Source organism: Microbacterium maritypicum, assembly GCF_041529975.1.
Classification (GTDB): Bacteria; Actinomycetota; Actinomycetes; order Actinomycetales; family Microbacteriaceae; genus Microbacterium.
In genome coordinates, this window is sequence record NZ_CP168030.1 from 801,435 (window position 1) to 818,565 (window position 17,131).

Genomic DNA, 17,131 nt, shown 5'->3' on the forward strand with positions numbered 1-17,131 from the left:
TTCTCCCTCGTGCAACCGACGACCGCGCCGCGCTGTTCCCGGAGCTAGGACGCGAGCCACTCGTCGAACGTCTGGACGCCCAGGTCCGCATCGGGCCCGGGCAGGGCATGCCCCGCGCGCATCCCCGCCATCTGCGGCCCCGGCACGTTCAGGGCCGGTATCCACCCGCGGTACCCCTCGCGGCGGGCGAAGGCGCGGATCATGGTCGCGAGGCTCTCCTCGCGCGGGCCGGCGAAGTCGCGCACGCGACCCTGCGGCGACCCGGCAGCGAGTGCGGCGAGGCGTGCGCCCACTTCGGCGGCACCCACGGGCTGCGTCCGCGCGTTCGGGGCGAGGTGCAGCGGCCCCACCTTCGCGTTCTCGAACATCTGGCCCGCGAACTCATGGAACTGCGTCGCGCGGAGGATGGTCCACGGAACTTGTGAGGCCTCGACGATCTTCTCCTGCGTGACCTTTCCTGCGTAGTAGTCGTAGGGGATGCGATCGATCCCGACGATCGACAGCAGCACGGCGTGCGAAACCCCTGCATCCGCTGCCGCCGACAGCAGGTTCCCGGTCGCGGCGGTGAAGAACTCGATCGCCGCGCTCGCCTTGAGCGTCTGGATGCTCGCCACATCGATCACCGCGTCCGCACCGGCCAGGGCAGCATCCAGACCCTGCCCGGTCACCAGGTCGACTCCCTGCGACCGGCTGAGCACGACCGCCTCATGTCCTGCGGCCCGCACCGCCTCCACGGTGTGCCGGCCCACGGTCCCGGTTCCTCCTGCGACGGCGATTCTCATGCGTGCTCCTTCGTCTTCTCGGTACATCCTTCTCCATGGCTGACCGGACAGGTGCGCGAAATGTGAGACGTCGGCAGAAACTGCTCGCTACGATTCCCCGGAGCGGGTGACCGCTTGACCTTGTCCCGAGGGCAGAGAGCATCGTGAACCCTGTGAGCCACTCCATCGACCTCCTCAGCATCGGTCCCTTCTCCGAGGCCGCCCTGCTCTCGCCGAAGGCCCTGCGCCTCTACGAGAAGCGCGGGCTCCTGGTGCCGCATGCGGTGGACCCGGACAACGGGTACCGCTTCTATCGGATCGAGCAGGCGAGGACGGGACGGCTCATCTCCCTGCTGCGGACGGCGGGCATGAGCCTCGATGCGATCCAGGAGGTGCTCGCGCTGCCTGATGGTGACGCGATCGCGGCTCTGGATGCATTCCGGGAGCAGGTACGGACGTCCGCAGCCTCGACCGCCACGCTCCTCGACCAGGCGCGTGGCCATTTCAGAGGATCACCGATGAACACGAAGTCCCTCACGACCGACATCCGCCCCGAGCAGGCGGTGCTCAGTCTGCTCGTCACGACGTACGTCGGCGAGCTCGACGAACGCATCCGAGAGGCACACGAGCGGTTGAGCGCGCAGGCGGCCGAGCGCGGTCTCACCGTCCCCTCCGACGCGTTCGGCATCTTCCACGCCCCGATCACCGCCGACAGCGACGGCCCCATCGAGGTGTGCCTTCCTGTCGACCGCGTCATCCGGGACACCCCGGAGGGCATCCGGAGCCATCGACTCGGCGGCGGTGCGGCCGTCGCCGTCACGGTCGAAGGCGACGACACGGCGTTCCCCGCGATCCTCGCCGCCTACGACCGCGGCTGCGAGTGGATCGACGAGGAGAAGGCGACCAGGGTGGGCCCGCCGCGGGAGATCTGGCATGTGCTTCCGTGGGACGAGTCGCGTCCGGCGCGCATGACGGTGCTCTGGCACTACGCGTAAGCACCGCCCGGCGGCGCTGCGTCCGGGTGGATGCAGGCGGAGCCGGGGCGCTCGGTACGATGGCGACTGTGACCACATCGACCGTGCGCCCCGGCATCGCCGAGCGGCTTTCGCAGATGATCCGGATCCCGACGGTCTCGGCTGAGCTCGACGAGCGCGGTGCCGCGCCGTTCGAGGAGTTCGTCGCACTGATCGCCGAGCTCTATCCCCTGACGCACGCGAAGCTGCGCCTCGAAAGGCACACCGACTTCGGGCTGCTGTTCCACTGGGAGGGCACGGGCGCGGCATCGGGTGGACCGGTCGTGCTGATGGCGCACTACGACGTCGTCCCGGTCGATGAGAGCGATGCCTGGACCCATCCGCCCTTCGACGGCGTGATCGCCGACGGTTCGGTGTTCGGCCGCGGCGCCTTGGACGACAAGGGTCCGCTCATCGTCGTGCTCGAAGCGGTCGAGAATCTGCTCGCCGACGGATTCGTTCCGCCCCGCGACGTGTATCTCTCGTTCGGCGGCAACGAGGAGACCTACGGGAAGGCGGCGGAGGAGATCGCCCGGGTCCTGCGCGAACGCGGCGTCGTGCCCTGGCTCGTGGTCGATGAGGGCGGTGCCGTCGTCGACGCGCCCCTGCCGTTCGTCCCCGGTCGGGCGGCGATGATCGGCGTCGGCGAGAAGGGCGTGATGACGCTCCGGTTGTCGGCGCGCGGCGAGGGCGGTCATGCCTCGGCTCCGCCATCGCTCACCGCCGTGCGACGCATCGCGAGGGCCGTCGACCGCCTCGGTCCCGCCACCTTCCGCCCTCGCGCCTCGAAAGCGGTCCTGCGGATGCTGTCGCAGCTGGCGGCGCAGACGCCGGGGCCGGCCCGCCACCTGCTGCGGTTCCTCGGAGCGGCGCCGCTGCTGACCGGGCAGGTGTTCGCGGCGCTCGGCGGTGAACCGGCGGCACTCGTGCGCACGACCGTCGCCCCGACGATGCAGTCCGGAGGGACTGCGGCCAACGTGCTGCCCTCGCAGGCGTCCGCGACCGTCAACCTCCGCATCGCGCTGGGCGAGACGACGCAGCAGACCGTGTATCGCGTGCGCCGTCGCATCCGCGATCCGCGCGTCTCCGTCGAAGTGGTCGAGGCCAGTGAGCCCTCGCCGGAATCGCCCACCGACAACGCGCAGTTCGCGCTGCTTGCGGCCGCGCTCGAGGTCTCGCATCCCGGGGTTCCGGCAGTGCCCTACGTGATGATGGCCGCCACCGACTCCCGGCACTTCCACCGCTTCTCGCCGGCGGTCTACCGCTTCGCTCCGTTGGACATGTCGAACGCGCAGCGCGCCTCGATCCACGGCGTCGACGAGAGCGTCGAGATCGCCGCGCTGGAGCGCGGAGAGCGATTCCATCGCGCGCTTCTCGAACGGCTAGGGTGATCTCACCCTCCTCCCGCCTCGAGTGGGAGTACCCGAACAAGAAGCAGGAGACGCGATGACGCGCACCCGCACTCTGGGCACCCTCGCCGTCGTCGTCGGCTTCCTCGCGTTCGTGGAGTTCACGAGTGGTGTGCTGCAGGGGTACTACACGCCCATGCTCAGCGACATCGCCCGGCACCTCGGCATCCACGACGCCGACGTGAACTGGCTCGAGGGTGCGCAGCTCATGCTGTCGGCGCTCGTCGTCCCGGCGTTCGCGAAGCTCGGCGACATGGTCGGCCACAAGCGGATGCTGCTGATCTCCACCGCCGTCACCGCGGCGGCGGCCCTGGTGCTGCCGTTCACGGACTCCTTCGGCGTGTTCCTCGCGGCCTGGGCGCTCATGGGTTTCTACGTCGTGTGGCTCCCGCTCGAGATCGCCCTGATCTGGTCGCGGTCGCGCCGCATGGAAGGACGCTCCTCCATCACGGCCAAGGCGGCAGGTCTCCTGGTCGCCGCCCTCGAAGGTGGTGCGATCATCGGCGCTCTCGTGGGCGGCGCGCTGATCGACGTCCTGCCCCTCACGGTCGTCCTCCTGGTTCCGGCTGTGCTCATCGTGGTGTGCTTCTTCGTGATCCTGTTCGGGGTCAAGGAATCTCCCGAGCCGACCGGCGGCATCTTCGACACGGTCGGCCTCGTGCTGATCTCCCTGGCCCTCGTCTGCTTCACCGGCGGACTCAGCCTGCTCCGCCTCGAGGGCGGTCTCGTGAATCCGTGGTCCTGGGCCGTGGTCGTCTTCGGCGTGCTGCTGGTGATCCCGTTCGTGCTCTGGGAGCTGCGGTGCGAAGACCCGCTCATCGACGTGCGCATGTTCCGCTCGCCCGCGCTCGGACCGGTGTTCCTCACCGCGGGCCTCTTCGGAGTCAGCGTGCTCGGTGCTCAGGCGCCGCTGTCGACGTTCGCGCGGACCGATCCGTCGGTCTACGGTTACGGTCTCGGCACGAGCGGGTTCGCGACCTCGCTCATCATCGGCGTGTACCTCGTGGCGATGATCGCGGGTGCGCTGCTGTTCCCGACCATCGCACGATGGGCGACTCCACGGGTCACGCTGATGGGCGCTTCGGTGCTGGTGGGGCTCGGCTTCCTGTTGTTCCTGCCGTTCCATGACACCTATGGTCAGGTCATCACGAACATGGTCGTCGTGGGCCTCGGTTCCGGCGCGCTGGTCGCCGCTCTTCCCGCTGCCGCCGCATCGGCCGCGCCCGCCACGCAGACCGGTGTCGCGACGGGGCTCACCAACTCGGTGAAGACCGTGGGCGGGGCGATCGCCTCGTGCGTCTTCGGCATCGCGCTGCTGCACGGTGTCGCCACGACCGCCGGCGCGACCGAGGGGACGGCCGGTTCGCTGGCGGGGTACTTCACCGTCTGGATCGTCTGCGGTGTCACCGCACTCGTCGCAGCCGTCATCCTCGTGTTCGTGCCGAAGGCCGCGTTCACCGACCGGTCCGTCGACGCGGAGGTCGCCCCGGTCGTCTGACGTCGGTTCTGATCATTCCCGATCGAGACCGAACGTCCGCTTCACGATGGCCTGCACGTCGCCGTCGACACCGTCGATGCGCGTGTTGACGGCGTCGAACCGCGCGTCTACGGCGTCGAAGCGGGCATTCATCTCGTTGCGGAGCCCGCCGATCTCACTGCGGACGACATGGATGAACAGGGTCGAGACTACGGTGAGGGTGCTGAACATCAGCGCGCTGAACGCTCCGATCAGGGTCCAGATCTGCGCGTCATTCATGAATCCCACCCCGTCATCGTCGCATCGATTCGGCAAGCTTGCCAGGCCGCGGGCAGCGAAGATATCGGTGACCCGGGAGGTGGGGACAAGACGTTTTCGAGCGTGCCCGGGGAGGAGTAGTCGAGCCGCTCTGACGAGGGCGACGAGGATGCGGCCGGAGCCGGGCAGCGGGCTCCCCGCCGCCCGGCTCCTTTTCTCAATCGCCCTTCACGTTGACGAGCTGCCGCAGCGTGTGCCGGATCGACACCAGGCTCGCGGCATCCGCCATCACCCGATCGATCGGCTTGTACGCCTGCGGGATCTCATCGACGAAGGCGTCCGTGTCGCGGAACTCGATGCCCGTCATCGCCTCCCGCAGCTGGTCGTGCGTGAACGTCCGCCTCGCGGCCGACCGGGAGTACTCCCGACCTGCGCCGTGCGGTGAGGAGTTCAGTGACTGCGGGTCACCGAGTCCTTCGACCACGTAGGACGCGGTGCCCATCGATCCGGGGATGAGTCCCGGACGACCGGCGTCCGCCTGGATCGCGCCCTTCCGCGACACCCACACCTGCTTGCCGTAGTGCTTCTCCGACTCGGTGAAGTTGTGGTGGCAGTTGATGCGCTCCTGCTCGTCGACCGGGGTGCCGAGGAACTCGGACACCTGCCGCACGACCCGGTCCATCATCTCCTCCCGGTTCAGCAGGGCGAAGTGCTGTGCCCACCGCAGCTCCCGGATGTACCGGGTGAACTCCTCGGTGCCCTCGACCAGGTACGCCAGGTCGGGGTCGGGGAGGTCGATCCACCATCGCTTCGCCAGCTTCTGGGCCACCGAGATGTGGTGCCCGGCGATCCTGTTGCCGACGCCTCGGGAGCCCGAGTGCAGGAACAGCCACACCCGGTCGAGTTCGTCGACCGACACCTCGATGAAGTGGTTGCCCGAACCGAGCGTGCCCAGCTGCAGGCGCCAGTTGCCGGCGTAGCTCGCGGGGTCGAAGCCGTTGTTCTCGGCGAGCTGCTCGAGCTCGGCGATGCGCGGCTCGGCGGTCGCGACGACCTTGCGGTTGTATCTGCCGGCCGACAGCGGGATGGCGCGCTCGATCTGCTCCCGAAGCTCGGCGAGGTCGCGACCCTCGAGGTCGTTCCTCGTGAACTGGGTGCGGACGGCGATCATGCCGCAGCCGATGTCGACGCCGACGGCCGCGGGGATGATCGCGCCGAGCGTCGGGATGACCGAGCCGACCGTCGCCCCCTTGCCGAGGTGCGCATCCGGCATCAGCGCCAGGTGCGGGTGGATGAACGGCATGCGGGCCGTGGTGTGCGCCTGAGCGAGTGTCTTCTCGTCGATCAGCGACGCCCACGACAGCAGCCGTGCGGAGAGCCTCTCCATGATTCCTTCCTTGTGGTGGTGGTCAGCCACAGGTCAGGGTGCTCTCCGAACGGAAAACGCCCCGGACCTGACGGTGCGGGGCGTTGCGAGAGCGGATGCTGTCACACGGCGCGCGCCGGAGGGTACGACTCGTTGCGGTCATTGCGCTTCGACTGAAGCTGCAACACCGCTCCGATGGGAAGGTTCCGCTGGGCGGTCATCCGTCGACTCCTCGGCTGGCGTGCTGGGCCGATCGGCACAGCTTTGCCACATTAGGGGGCGACACGCCCGGGAGTCAAGCCGTCTCGCGCGGCGGGTTGTACATGAATTCGATGCGGATGCCGTCGGCGTCCTCGACGAATGAGGCGTAGTAGCGCTCGGAGTAGCGGGGATACTCCTTGGGGTCACGCACGGCGGTCCAGCCCGCATCCAACGCGATCGCGTGCAGGCGTTCGACCTCGTCGCGCGTCGGAACGGCGAAGGCGATGTGCTGCCAGCCGACCTTGCCGTGCCGGTGCGGGGCGGAGTCCTCGTCCCAGGTGTACAGGATGATCTCGGTCTCTTCGCCGTTGTGCCACGAGATCGAATGGTCGTCTTCGCCGCCGCTCTGATAGCCCAGGGCGGTGAGGACCGGATGGAACTGCGCTCGGCCGCGCTCGAGGTCGTCGACGGTGATGCCCAGATGATCCAGAAGTGCCATGCGGCCCAGTCTTCCAGAAACGCCCGACGGCGTCAGGGAGCGATCTTCCCGAATGTGGCGGGGTCGACGGGCCGTTGGCGACGAGGGAGGTTCTCCACGACGAGGAGGTACGACTCGGTCACCAGCTCCCGGACGAGGTCCTGGGGCAGCTTGCCGCCGGGGCGGAGCGAGATCCAGTGCTTCTTGTTCATGTGATAGCCGGGGATGATGTCATCGAACTGGCGGCGGAGCGCGTCGCCGTCTTCGGGCGCCGCCTTGAGGGTCACCATGGCCTCGCCCGTGGCCGAAGTGAGCAGCATGAACACCTTGTCGCGCACCTTGAACACATCCCATTCGGGGCCGAAAGGATGCTCGAGTCGAGACCCCGGCAGTTCATCGGCGCGGTCCCGCGCGCACTGCTGCAGGCGGTCACCTTTCATGAGCACTCCTCTTCCGAAACGGTGCCGAACGACGGTACGCACCACCGTACGGCCTCCCGCCGACAGTGGAGGCCTCGGAGCCGGCACGGGCTCAGTGCGGTGCGTGGTACTCGGCTTCGCCGCGCTTCCAGTAGCCCTTCACGACGGCGTTCGCGGTGTCGACGCCCCATCGGCCGAGGAGCGCCCGGCCCGGCTTGACAATCGACTGCTCGGCGGCGATGAAGACGAACGGGTCGGAGCCCACGGCATCTTCGGCTGTCAGGCGCTCGAGGAAGGCGATGAGTTCGGAGCCGGAAGGAGCATCGCCGCGGTGCAGCCACTCGACCTCGACCGGCGCTTCGATGTCGAACTCGCGGCCCTGATTGACGGTCTCCACCACGATGCGTGCGGGGGTTCCCTCGGGGATCAGCGCGGCGAAGCGGCGGATCGCGGGGATCGCCGTCTCGTCGCCGACGAGCAGCCATCCGTCGGGCTCGCCGACCAGCACGGCCGACCCGCGGGGGCCGCCGACGCCGATGGACGAACCGAGCGGAGCCGTCGCCGCCCACGGCGCCGCGACGCCCTGATCGCCGTGCACGGCGAACTCGACGTCGAGCCAGTCGTCACCCCAGTCCAGCGGCGTGTACTCACGGCTCGGAGACGCGCGCAGCTCCTCGACGGAGCCGACCGGCCCTGCCGGGAAGAACAGCCGCATGTGGTCGTCGGAACCCAGCGACTCGAAGCCGACGAGGTCGGAGCCGGTCAGTCGCACCCGCACGAAGTCGGGAGCCAGCCATTCGCGGGCGCTGAGGGTCACGGTGCGGAAGCGCAGCTCGAGGCCGCGACGCTCGATCGAGAAGCCGGATTTCGTATCGCTCATGAAGTAAGGCTAACCTAAATATGTCGAGGGAAGGGCACCCTAACCTCGGCCTCCCGGCGCCATCGCGTGCGCACAGATCCCGCAGAACAGGAGTCTCTCCATGTCCGTGCCCAGAACCCTCACCGCCACGAGCGTCGCGCTCGTCGGCCTCCTCGCCCTCGCCGGCTGCGCTTCCGGCAGCACGGCGGAACCTGCGAAGGACGAACCTGCGGCGGCATCCGTCACGATCGAGGACAACACCGGCACGCACGAGATCGCGACCCCTCCGGCCTCCGTCGTCGCCCTCGACAACCGCACCTTCCAGACGCTCTCCGACTGGGGAGTCGAGCTCTCGGCCGGCGCCGTCGCGCTCATGCCCGAGACCGTGTCGTACGTGAAGGACGACGGCATCGTCGACATCGGACTGCACAGCGAACCCGACCTCGAGGCCGTCGTCGCGGTCGAACCCGACCTCATCATCAGCGGTCAGCGCTTCACCCAGCACAACGCGGCCATCGCCGACCTCGTGCCCGAAGCCACGATCATCGACCTCGAGCCGCGTGAAGGCGAGCCCTTCGACGAGGAGCTCAAGCGCCAGGTCACCGCGCTGGGCGAGATCTTCGGCAAGCAGGACGAGGCGCAGAAGCTGGTGGATGACTTCGACGCCGCCGTCGAGCGCGCCCAGGCCGCCTACGACGACGCCGACACCGTCATGGCCGTGAACACCTCCGGCGGTGAGATCGGGTACCTCGCCCCGACCGTCGGCCGCTCGCTCGGCCCGATCTACGACATCCTCGGACTCACGCCGGCGCTCGAGGTCGAGGACGCGACCGACGATCACCAGGGCGACGACATCTCGGTCGAGGCGATCGCGGCTTCGAACCCCGACTGGATCCTCGTGCTCGACCGCGACGCCGTGTTCGCTGCGGAGACCCCCGACTACGTGCAGGCGGCCGAGATCCTGGAGAACTCCGAGGCGCTCGCCGGTGTCACGGCGGTGAAGGACGAGCAGATCGTCTACATGCCCACCGACACCTACTTGAACGAGGGAATCCAGACGTACACGACGTTCCTCGAGGACTTCGCCGACGCCCTCGAGGCCGCGAAGAACTGAGGCAACGCGGCGGCATCCGGATGATTCGGGTGCCGCCGCACCGTCATCATGGTCTCCACCGACATCACCCCGCCGCCCCGGTACACCGGGCGGCTCTTCGACGGCACGCTGCTCATCGGCGTGCTCGTCGTCGTCGTTCTCCTCGTCATCTCGCTGTTCACCGGCGTGTACGACATCGCCGGAGCCGACGACGGCGCGGAGATGTTCCAGATCACGCGCGTGCCCCGCACGATCGCCCTCGTCCTCTCGGGCGCGGCGATGGCGATGGCAGGCCTCGTGATGCAGCTGCTCACCCAGAACCGTTTCGTCGAGCCGACGACGACCGGAACCACCGAGTGGGCGGGGCTCGGACTCCTCATGGTCATGATCCTCGTCCCGCAGCCGTCGCTCCCGTTACGGATGGCGGGGGCAGTGCTCGCGGCGTTCGTCGGCACGATGGTGTTCTTCGCCTTCCTGCGCCGCGTCGCCCTCAAGTCCTCGCTCATCGTCCCGATCGTCGGCATCATGCTCGGCGCGGTCGTCGGCGCCCTGTCGACGTATCTCGCACTGGCGACCAACTCGCTGCAGATCCTGGGCGTGTGGTTCGCCGGCAGCTTCACCTCGGTGATGCGCGGCCAGTACGAGATGCTGTGGATCGTGGCGATCATCGGTGTGATCGTCTTCCTCGTCGCCGATCGGCTGACCATCGCCGGACTCGGCGAAGAGGTGGCCACGAACGTCGGCGTGAACTACAACCGGATCATCCTGCTCGGCACCGTCCTCATCGCGATCACCACGGGCGTGGTCACGGTCGTCGTCGGCAACCTGCCCTTCCTCGGACTGATCGTGCCCAACATCGTCTCGATGGTGCGCGGCGACGACCTGCGCAGCAACCTGCCCTGGGTGTGCCTGCTCGGCATCGCGATCGTCACGGTGTGCGACATCATCGGGCGCACGATCATCATGCCGTTCGAGGTACCGGTGTCGCTGATCCTCGGCGTCGTCGGGGCCGTGGTGTTCGTGCTGCTTCTGCTGAGGCAGCGTCGACGTGGTTAGCGGCGTGGGGGAGCAGCTGACGACGACCCCGGCGACGCGCTCGGCCGGCTCGTTCACGACCCCGCGTGCGCGTCGGCGTTACCTGATCGTGCTGGGCATCCTCATCGTCCTGGCCGCGGGATCCGGATTCGGCCTCCTCGCGTGGGGGAACCCCATGCCCGTCGGCTCGACGGGGTTCTGGCGCATCGCCCAGCATCGCGCGATCGATGTGACGGTGATGGCGCTCGTCGCGGTCGCGCAGGCCATCGCCACCGTGAGCTTCCAGACTGTCACCAACAACCGCATCATCACGCCGTCGATCATGGGCTTCGAGTCGCTCTACCGCGTCGTGCAGACCTCGACCGTCTACCTGTTCGGGGTGGCCGGGCTCGTGGCGATCCAGGGCGTCGGCCAGTTCGCGATCCAGGTCGCGATCATGGTCGGGCTCGCGGTCGCGCTCTACGGCTGGCTGCTGTCCGGTCGATACGGGAACCTGCAGATCATGCTCCTGGTGGGCATCGTGATCGGCGGGGGACTGGGCGCGATCGCCACGTTCATGCAGCGACTGCTCACGCCCAGCGAGTTCGACGTGCTGGCCGCCCGGCTGTTCGGCAACGTGTCCAACGCCGATCCCTCGTACCTCCCGTTGGCGATCCCGCTCGTCGTCGCGGCATCCGCACTGCTGTGGCTGCGATCCCGTCGGCTGAACCTGATGGCCTTGGGGCCGGATGCCGCGCGCTCCCTCGGCGTCGACCATCGCCGCGAGCTCTTCCTCGTGCTCTTCCTGGTGGCCGTGCTGATGGCGACCTCGACCGCGCTCGTCGGTCCGATGACGTTCCTTGGATTCCTGGTGGCGACGCTGGCGTATCAGTTCGCCGACACGCACGACCATCGGCTCATCTTTCCCGTCGCGGTGCTCACGGCGTTCACCATCCTCGCGGGCGCGTACTTCGTGATGAAGAACGTCTTCTACGCGCAGGGGATGGTGTCGATCCTGATCGAGCTCGTCGGCGGCACCGTGTTCCTCATCGTCATCCTCAGAAAGGGCAGACTGTGATCGCACTCGACGGCGTCCGCCGTGACTACAGCAGCGAGGTCGCGATCGGCCCCGTCGACCTCGAGATCCCCGCCGGCGGCATCACCGCGCTCATCGGCCCTAACGGCGCCGGCAAGTCGACGCTGCTGACGATGATCGGTCGCTTGAACGGCATGGACGCCGGTGCGATCGAGATCGCCGGGCTCGACGTCGCCTCCACCAAATCGAAGGACCTCGCGAAGGTCGTGTCGATCCTGCGCCAGGAGAACCACTTCGTCACCCGGCTCACCGTGCGGCAGCTGGTCGGCTTCGGACGCTTCCCGCACTCGAAGGGGCGGCTGACCCGGGCGGACGAGGAGATCATCAGCCGGGCGATCGACTTCCTCGATCTCGGGCCTCTCGAGGGGCGCTATCTCGACGAGCTCTCCGGCGGGCAACGCCAGCGCGCCTACGTCGCGATGGTCTTAGCGCAGGACACCGAGTTCGTGCTGTTGGACGAGCCGCTGAACAACCTCGACATGCGGCACGCGGTGCAGATGATGAAACACCTGCGCCGGGCTGCGGAGGAACTCGGACGCACGATCGTCATCGTGCTGCACGACATCAACTTCGCCGGGCACTACTCCGACCACATCTGCGCCATGAAAGACGGAGCGGTGGTGGAGTTCGGGTCCCCGGCCGAGATCATGACCGACGAGGTGCTCACCCGGGTGTTCGACACCCCGGTGCGCGTCGTCGACGGTCCGTCGGGGCCGCTCGCCGTCTACTACTGAGCGGACGATACGGTGCCAGGGGCCTCAGAGCTCGATGCCGTGATCCTCGTCGTTGACGCCGGCGTTGTTGCCACGACGCGACTCGTAGCCGAGGAACCATCCCAGCCACACGATGGCGGCCAGGAGCACGCCGAGCCAGACGTTCTGGAAGATCAACCCGACGACGACTCCGACGACGAGCAGGCCGACGGTGATGGAGATGCGTAGCGCAGAACGGGACATGGCCCCAGCATAAGCGGACGGAGTCAGCGGCCGCGATGGTCCTCGGGCGCGAGACGGGGTCCGCGGCGCGGTTCCTGAACCCCGCTGGCGAAGATGAGGCGGATGACACGCTGCCGCTGACCCGCCCAGGGCTCGAGGAGCTCGAGCATCCCGTCGTCGTCGGTGCGCTTCCCGGTGAGCGCGTGCCCTACCTCGTGCGCCAGGTGGTAGTCGCCGACGCTGACGGCATCGGGATCACCCAGCGCGCGGATGCGGGTCTCCGCCGAGGTCCAGACGCCGACTCCCGGCAGGCTGGTGAGCACGCGGTCGCGGTCGGCGCCGGTCGTGGCCGCGCTCACGGCACGGGCGATGCGGTCACCGCGCTCGGCTGCGCGCACGATGGTGCGGGACTGCGGGGGCTCGACGCCGGCGCGGTGCCAGGCCCACGAGGGGATGCGGAACCACTGCGCGGCTGTCGGTGCGGCGAACATGGGTCGCGGCGTGGGGCCGGGCGCACGCTCGCCGAAGCGGGAGACGAGCCAGCGCCAAGCGCCGAAGGCCTGCATGCCGGTGACTTTCTGCTCGATGATCGCGCAGGCGAGAGCATCGAACACTGCGTCGGTGCGGGCGAGCCGCAGTCCGGGGGTGCGCCGGGCGGACTCTGCGATGAGCGGATGCAGCGACGCGTCGAAGTCGCCGGGCTCGTCGTGTGCGCCGCAGAGTGCGGGAACGCCCTCGAGAGCGTGCTCGGCTCCGGAACCCCAGGCCGAGACCCTGACCTCGTCGCCGGACATGCGCAGGGCGAGTGTCGCGGGGCCGAGCGGCGTGCGCACGGCACGCCAGATGACGCCGCCGTCGACGATCATCGTCGGATCGGTGCCGCCGCGGCGGAGCATGCCGACGGTGCGTCGAAGATCGAGCGGATGCGGCGGCCGGTAGACGGTCTCCCATCGAGCATCCGCGGACGCGGCGTCGGCCGCTGCAGGGTGCTCGATCAGGGTCATGCGCCCACCCTACGCGCCGGTCCTGACACCGACCCGGGGTGACTCAGAAGCGGTCGGGCGAGGGGGTGCCGTGGCCGTAGCGGATGACGACGTCGGCGTGGCGGTCGAACCGGTAGCCGATGCCGCGCACGGTGCGGACGATGTCCTCGTAGCGGCCGAGCTTGGCGCGAAGGCGGCGGACATGCACGTCGATCGTGCGCTCGCCGGGCGTCTCGTCGTCCTGTGCCTGCCAGAGCGCGGAGACCAGCTCGCTGCGCTCGATCGTGCGTCCCTCACGGAGCACCAGGTACTGCAGCAGCTCGAACTCCTTGTAGGTGAAGGCCGCGGACTCTCCGTCGATGAGCACGCGCTTGCGGGAGATGTCGACGGTCACGCCGGTCTCCTCTTCCACGGTGTCCTCTTCGGCGGCGGCCTTGGTGCGGGCGATGGCACCCGGCTCCTGCAGGGCGAGGCGGACGACGTCGAGGTCGCGGCCCCCGGAGCCGTGCGGTGCGAGGGCGACCGTGGCGTGGGTCTCGGCTCCCGGTGCGAGCTCGGCGAGCGTGCGGCGCAGTGCGTCGACGAGGAGGGGGAGGCTGACCCCGGCTTCGGCTGCCTTGATCTCGTCGAGTCCGACGTAGAGGGCGAAGCCGCGGGGCGAGCGGACGGCGGGCAGATCGGCTCCGGCGGCGGCCAGGGGAGCAGCGGCGTCCGGCTGCGTGCGGATCGCGGCGGTGGTGGCGGGACGCTCGAGAAGTGCGGTGTTCGACATGATGATGAGTCCTCAGGACGTGAGCCCGGATCGAGCGGGGCTCTGATGCGTTGCATGAATGACCGGCGGAGCCGGGAAGCGAGCAAAGGGTGGATGCTCGGTGACTCTGACCTCGCAGATGTCGAGGAGTCAGGTCAGGCGGGGTGGCTGTTCGTTCAGCGACACATTCGGCAACACATGCCAACGCGACCGGGCATCATCATCCCGGCAGTCCTGTTCGCCTCCTGGGCGGACAAAGGGCTTGCGTTGGTGGTCATGGGGGGATTATGTCCGATCATGACCGCTCATGTCAAAACGCCCGGGCGACCGTGAGCGGGCGTAACGTTGCTCGGATGACGATCTCGCACACTGTCGGCGGCTTCATCCTGACCGACGAGAAGGACGCGTCGCGCTACACGCTCATGCGCGACGGAAAGCTCGTGAGCGTTCTCGACTACCGCGACGACGGACACACGATCGCTCTGACGCGAGCCTTCACGGTCCCGACTTTCCGCGGCAACGGCTATGCCGGGAAGGTCGTCGAGGGGGCCGTCGCCGACATCGAGGAGCGCGGAGACCGCAAAGTCGACGCCGTCTGCTGGTACGTCGCGGACTGGTTCGCAGCGAACCCCGAGCACGCCCCGCTGCTGCGTTCGCGCTGACTCGCCTGCTGTATGACGCCGTGTTACGGCCGCCTGCTGCGAGGATGAGCCCATGAAACTCGCTGAGGCCCTCACCGCACGAGCCGATCTGCAGCGCCGCATCGAGCAGCTGCGTGCCCGCATCGTCGCGAACGCCCGCTTCCAGGAGGGGGAGGAGCCGGCAGAGGACGCCGCGGCGCTCATCGTCGAAGCCGACGCCGCCCTGACCCAGCTGCGTGACCTGATCCGTCGCATCAATGCGACCAACGCGCGACTCGAGTTGGGCGCGGCCGGCACGATGACGGATGCGCTCGCCGCCCGCGATGTGCTGCGCCTGCGCCATTCCGTGCTGACGGATGCGGCCGCCGCGGCATCCGGATCCAACGACCAGTACCTGCGCCAGATGCGGTCGGAGCTGCGGCAGGTCTCGGCGCTTCCGGTCGCGCAGCTGCGATCGAGGGCCGACGCCGTCGCGCAGGAGCTGCGGGAGCTCGACAACCGGATCCAGCAGGCGAACTGGTCGAACGACCTCGAGGAGGAGAGCGGAAGTCGGTAGTCACGACGAAGCGGGCACAACCCTCAGTCGGCGGGGCAAGCCGGCACCTGTCGGGCGGAGGGCAGCCCTGATATCGCATCGCGCAGCCCCGCACGCCGCACAGGTGAAGGTGCACAGCGCATCTCGCATCACCGCGTGCCGATCGTCGCGACGAGGGTGGGTCAGGGGACCTTCCGCTTCCTCCTCGAACATCATGCGATAGAATGGAGTTCTGCTCAGCCCCGTTGGCTGAGGTGGTCAGGCGCCGAGAGGCGCGCTGATCCGAGGCTCGAAACCTCCGGCATCCTCATCAGACACCGGAGGTTTTTCCATGTCTTCATCCCTGCGCGCCCGTCCACATTCCCGGTGGTGGGCACTCATCGTCATCTCCCTCACTCAGCTCGTCGTGGTGCTCGACGGCACCATCGTGAGCATCGCGCTGCCGCGTGCACAGGCCGCTCTCGGTCTCACCGACGGACAGCGGCAGTGGGTCGTCACGGCTTACGCCCTCGCGTTCGGTGCGCTCCTCCTCTTCGGCGGACGCCTCGCCGACTACATCGGCCGCAAGCGCATCTTCATGATCGGCATGATCGGATTCGGCGCGGCATCGCTGTACGGCGGGTTCGCGCAGCAGGGGTGGGAGCTCATCCTCGCCCGCGGGCTCCAGGGCGTCTTCGCGGCGCTGCTCGCTCCGGCGGCACTGGCTCTGCTGACGGTGACGTTCCCCTCCGGCCGTGAGCGCAACACCGCCTTCGCCGTGTTCGGCACCGTCGCGGGAACGGGGGCGGCGGTCGGCCTCCTGCTCGGCGGGCTGCTGACCGAATTCGCCGACTGGCGCTGGTGCCTCTTCGTGAACATCTTCTTCGTCGTGGTCGGGCTCATCGGCGGCGCCCTCTTCCTCACCGAGAGCAGGGCCGAGGGTGAGAATCGGTACGACGTCTGGGGGACCATCACGGTGACCCTCGGGCTCGGGGCCCTCGTCTACGGGTTCAGCCTCGCCGAGCACGGCTGGGGCGATCCGCTGACGATCACGTTCCTGGTGCTCGGTGTCGTCCTGCTCGCGGTCTTCGTCTGGATCGAGAGCCGGGTCGCGCAGCCGCTGCTGCCGTTGCGGATCGTGGCCGACCGCGTCCGGGGCGGCGCGTTCCTCATCCAGGGTGTCGCCGGCGCCATCATGATCGGCGCCACGATGTACCTCACGTTCCACCTGCAGTTCGTGCTCGGGATGGGGGCGTTCCCGGCAGGACTCGCCACGCTGCCCCTGCCGATCGCGACCATGATCATCGCACCGATCGCGACCCGGCTGCTGCCGGTGATCGGACCGCGGCCGATGCTCATCGTCGGACCGCTGCTCGCCGCGGCGGGGATGGTCTACCTCTCGGGGATCACGCCGGACGGCGCGTACCTCCTGCAGGTCGCCCCTGCGCTGGTGGTGCTCGGTGTCGGCATGGCTTTCATCTTCATCCCGCTGCAGAACCTGGCGCTGTCGGGGGTGGCCCCGCACGATGCCGGCGTCGCGTCCGCCATGGCGAACTCGGCGATGCAGATCGGCGGATCGATCGGGCTGTCGGTGTTCACCGCCGTGTACGCGGCTTCCGTGGGCGGTCACGCTCAGGCCGACGTCACGCCGTCGCAGTTGACCGACGCATACGGCTGGACGTTCATCGCCGCCGCGATCTTCATGGTCGCCGCCTCCGTGATCGCGATGTTCCTGGTGCGCGGCACCAAGGAGGAGCTGATGCCCACGCAGGGCGAGCGGGCCCTCGCCGCGCACTGAGCCGTGGTCGCGGCATCCGTCCCGGCGTAGATCGCCCGATTCCCGCCCCGGGAACGGATGCCGCG

The 17,131-nt window shown here is 68.5% G+C and carries 19 protein-coding genes; 10 read left to right on the top strand and 9 right to left on the bottom strand.

The features are described from left to right. Positions 1–44: 44 nt before the first annotated feature. Positions 45–782 (bottom strand): SDR family oxidoreductase, encoded by a 738-nt coding sequence (locus tag ACCO44_RS03845; protein ID WP_372468447.1) that lies wholly within the window; start codon positions 780–782, stop codon positions 45–47. 152 nt (positions 783–934) lie between these two features. Between ACCO44_RS03845 and ACCO44_RS03850 the strand changes: the two genes are divergently transcribed. The 3 genes from ACCO44_RS03850 to ACCO44_RS03860 all read left to right on the top strand — a co-directional run bounded on the left by ACCO44_RS03850 (position 935) and on the right by ACCO44_RS03860 (position 4,681). Next, the gene (locus ACCO44_RS03850) at positions 935–1,756 is read left to right on the top strand and encodes a MerR family transcriptional regulator (RefSeq protein WP_372468449.1); all 822 of its coding nucleotides are present in this window, start codon (positions 935–937) and stop codon (positions 1,754–1,756) included. A 68-nt stretch (positions 1,757–1,824) separates the two neighbouring features. Further along, entirely contained in the window at positions 1,825–3,165 is a 1,341-nt protein-coding gene (locus tag ACCO44_RS03855) for a M20/M25/M40 family metallo-hydrolase (protein WP_372468451.1), read from the top strand. A gap of 55 nt (positions 3,166–3,220) precedes the next feature. After that, complete coding sequence (locus tag ACCO44_RS03860; RefSeq protein WP_372468453.1) at positions 3,221–4,681, top strand: MFS transporter; 1,461 nt, start codon at positions 3,221–3,223, stop codon at positions 4,679–4,681. A gap of 12 nt (positions 4,682–4,693) precedes the next feature. Here the strand turns inward: ACCO44_RS03860 and ACCO44_RS03865 are convergent, their stop codons facing one another. The 5 genes from ACCO44_RS03865 to ACCO44_RS03885 form a co-directional block, all read right to left on the bottom strand. Then, a complete protein-coding gene (locus tag ACCO44_RS03865) occupies positions 4,694–4,939 on the bottom strand; it encodes a hypothetical protein (protein ID WP_262002293.1) in 246 nt (81 codons plus the stop codon). A 196-nt stretch (positions 4,940–5,135) separates the two neighbouring features. Then, entirely contained in the window at positions 5,136–6,305 is a 1,170-nt protein-coding gene (locus ACCO44_RS03870) for an RtcB family protein (protein ID WP_372468454.1), read from the bottom strand. Positions 6,306–6,579: 274 nt separating this feature from the next. Beyond that, complete coding sequence (locus ACCO44_RS03875; RefSeq protein ID WP_105711122.1) at positions 6,580–6,984, bottom strand: VOC family protein; 405 nt, start codon at positions 6,982–6,984, stop codon at positions 6,580–6,582. 32 nt (positions 6,985–7,016) lie between these two features. Next, positions 7,017–7,403: an MmcQ/YjbR family DNA-binding protein gene (locus ACCO44_RS03880; RefSeq protein WP_372468457.1), complete on the bottom strand. Its 387-nt coding sequence runs from the start codon at positions 7,401–7,403 to the stop codon at positions 7,017–7,019. 91 nt (positions 7,404–7,494) lie between these two features. Continuing rightward, on the bottom strand, positions 7,495–8,262 hold the full coding sequence (locus ACCO44_RS03885; RefSeq protein ID WP_372468458.1) for a siderophore-interacting protein: 768 nt from the start codon (positions 8,260–8,262) through the stop codon (positions 7,495–7,497). Between the two features lie 100 nt (positions 8,263–8,362). Between ACCO44_RS03885 and ACCO44_RS03890 the strand changes: the two genes are divergently transcribed. The 4 genes from ACCO44_RS03890 to ACCO44_RS03905 are packed head-to-tail and all read left to right on the top strand — an operon-like array spanning position 8,363 to position 12,178. Further along, the gene (locus ACCO44_RS03890) at positions 8,363–9,355 is read left to right on the top strand and encodes a siderophore ABC transporter substrate-binding protein (protein ID WP_105711124.1); all 993 of its coding nucleotides are present in this window, start codon (positions 8,363–8,365) and stop codon (positions 9,353–9,355) included. A 48-nt stretch (positions 9,356–9,403) separates the two neighbouring features. Continuing rightward, on the top strand, positions 9,404–10,390 hold the full coding sequence (locus ACCO44_RS03895; RefSeq protein WP_105711125.1) for an ABC transporter permease: 987 nt from the start codon (positions 9,404–9,406) through the stop codon (positions 10,388–10,390). Then, positions 10,383–11,426, top strand: coding sequence for an iron chelate uptake ABC transporter family permease subunit (locus ACCO44_RS03900; protein ID WP_258134185.1), 1,044 nt, complete (start codon positions 10,383–10,385; stop codon positions 11,424–11,426). Before ACCO44_RS03895 ends, ACCO44_RS03900 begins: the two co-directional genes overlap by 8 nt. Further along, the gene (locus tag ACCO44_RS03905; RefSeq protein WP_372468459.1) at positions 11,423–12,178 is read left to right on the top strand and encodes an ABC transporter ATP-binding protein; all 756 of its coding nucleotides are present in this window, start codon (positions 11,423–11,425) and stop codon (positions 12,176–12,178) included. The genes ACCO44_RS03900 and ACCO44_RS03905 overlap by 4 nt, the downstream gene beginning before the upstream one ends. Before the next feature lie 24 nt (positions 12,179–12,202). Here the strand turns inward: ACCO44_RS03905 and ACCO44_RS03910 are convergent, their stop codons facing one another. The 3 genes from ACCO44_RS03910 to ACCO44_RS03920 are packed head-to-tail and all read right to left on the bottom strand — an operon-like array spanning position 12,203 to position 14,134. Beyond that, positions 12,203–12,400 (bottom strand): hypothetical protein, encoded by a 198-nt coding sequence (locus ACCO44_RS03910; RefSeq protein WP_105711128.1) that lies wholly within the window; start codon positions 12,398–12,400, stop codon positions 12,203–12,205. Between the two features lie 23 nt (positions 12,401–12,423). Continuing rightward, the gene (locus ACCO44_RS03915; RefSeq protein WP_372468461.1) at positions 12,424–13,383 is read right to left on the bottom strand and encodes a DNA-3-methyladenine glycosylase; all 960 of its coding nucleotides are present in this window, start codon (positions 13,381–13,383) and stop codon (positions 12,424–12,426) included. Positions 13,384–13,426: 43 nt separating this feature from the next. Continuing rightward, positions 13,427–14,134: a winged helix-turn-helix domain-containing protein gene (locus tag ACCO44_RS03920; protein WP_029263833.1), complete on the bottom strand. Its 708-nt coding sequence runs from the start codon at positions 14,132–14,134 to the stop codon at positions 13,427–13,429. Between the two features lie 332 nt (positions 14,135–14,466). Between ACCO44_RS03920 and ACCO44_RS03925 the strand changes: the two genes are divergently transcribed. From ACCO44_RS03925 to ACCO44_RS03935, 3 genes are all read left to right on the top strand, one after another. Further along, entirely contained in the window at positions 14,467–14,775 is a 309-nt protein-coding gene (locus ACCO44_RS03925) for a GNAT family N-acetyltransferase (protein ID WP_029263834.1), read from the top strand. 52 nt (positions 14,776–14,827) lie between these two features. Further along, positions 14,828–15,310, top strand: coding sequence for a DIP1984 family protein (locus ACCO44_RS03930; RefSeq protein WP_372468462.1), 483 nt, complete (start codon positions 14,828–14,830; stop codon positions 15,308–15,310). A 310-nt stretch (positions 15,311–15,620) separates the two neighbouring features. Further along, entirely contained in the window at positions 15,621–17,066 is a 1,446-nt protein-coding gene (locus ACCO44_RS03935; RefSeq protein ID WP_372468464.1) for an MFS transporter, read from the top strand. The last annotated feature ends 65 nt before the right edge of the window (positions 17,067–17,131 follow it).